The organism is Gordonia hirsuta DSM 44140 = NBRC 16056, from assembly GCF_000333015.1.
Lineage (GTDB): Bacteria > Actinomycetota > Actinomycetes > Mycobacteriales > Mycobacteriaceae > Gordonia > Gordonia hirsuta.
The window spans coordinates 1-1,194 of sequence record NZ_BANT01000076.1 but is presented as its reverse complement, the minus strand read 5'-3'; the positions used below and the strand labels follow the sequence as shown (position 1 = coordinate 1,194).

The 1,194-nt window shown below is 67.1% G+C and carries 1 protein-coding gene; it reads right to left on the bottom strand.

All coding sequences use genetic code 11. The features are described 5' to 3' along the window. On the bottom strand, positions 1-1,160 hold a 1,160-nt coding region (locus tag GOHSU_RS16120), incomplete at its 3' end, for a DUF222 domain-containing protein (RefSeq protein ID WP_005944485.1). Positions 1,161-1,194: the final 34 nt, after the last annotated feature.

Genomic DNA, 1,194 nt, shown 5'->3' with positions numbered 1-1,194 from the left:
TCGACGTGGTCGAGTTCGCAGTGCCAGGCCGGTCGTTCACAACCGGGAATGGTGCAGGTCTGGAACAGGGCCCGGGCCAGGGTGTCCAAAGCGGTGGTGGGCCGGTACGGATCGGCCGGCTGATGAGTATGGGCCTCAACGATCAGGGGCTCTTCGACTGGCTGATCCGGATCGGTGAACACCTCCAGATCCAACTCCCGCACAGTGGCGTCAGGCCGGGAGGCCAACTCCCGGGCATGATCGGCACCGATCACGCCGTGCCCGTCGAGCCACCCCGGCTCCTCATCGTCGCCGTCAAGGGTCGATTTCTGGCAGATCGCATGAATCACGATCCGCGCCTGCCGCGCCGACAACCCACCCCCAGGCTCACCGGCCTCGCCACTCTCAGCGGCGGCGGCGGTGGGCAACTCGGCGGTGCAGCCGGTCTTATCGGTGCAGCCGCAGGTGAACGGTTGACCACGTAGCCGGGCCGTGGCCGCGGCCGAGCGGCGTTGCCGCAGACTCCGCCGATCGGCCGGGCAGACCGCTTTAGCCAGGGCGTCGACGGCCTCGAAACACAGACGGGCCTCTTCGGCGTCGGTGGTCAGGAAGATCCCGGCCAACCCGTCACCGAGGTCACGGCTGGTCATGTTCTTCTTCGCCGCCGCCTTGGCCCGGCGCCGCCGCACCCCTTCCGGATCGTGGCGGGCCACCACCTGATCGGCGATCGATTCAGCCTTCCTGACCGAAATATGTCCGGCCCGCGCCAGCGCCGCAGCCAGATCCCGATCGACCGCCCGCATCGCCTCGACGGAGTCGACGATCGCCGTGCGAGCCACCACCGCAGCGAACATGTCCGCACTGATCATGCCGTCACGCAACAGATCAGCAGTCACCGACAACCGCTCCGCCGCCGCGATGGCCTGATTCACCAACGCCCGCGCCTTGGCCTCGGGCAACCCGAAGATCACCTGAACCTCCGCGGTGGCCACCGTGAACGCATCCAACGGATCGAACTCCACCGCCTCGCCCCCACCAGCAACAGTCGATTCGAGATCGGGGCCCGGGTCCATCAGCCGGTCATGCAGATTCGCCAGCACGATATCGAGGAACTGCCCCACCGCCCGCAACTGCTCCCACACCAGATACGCCTGCCCCCGCCAGGCCACCGAGGCATACACCAACCAGTCATGACACTGATCAGGCTCACTAGCA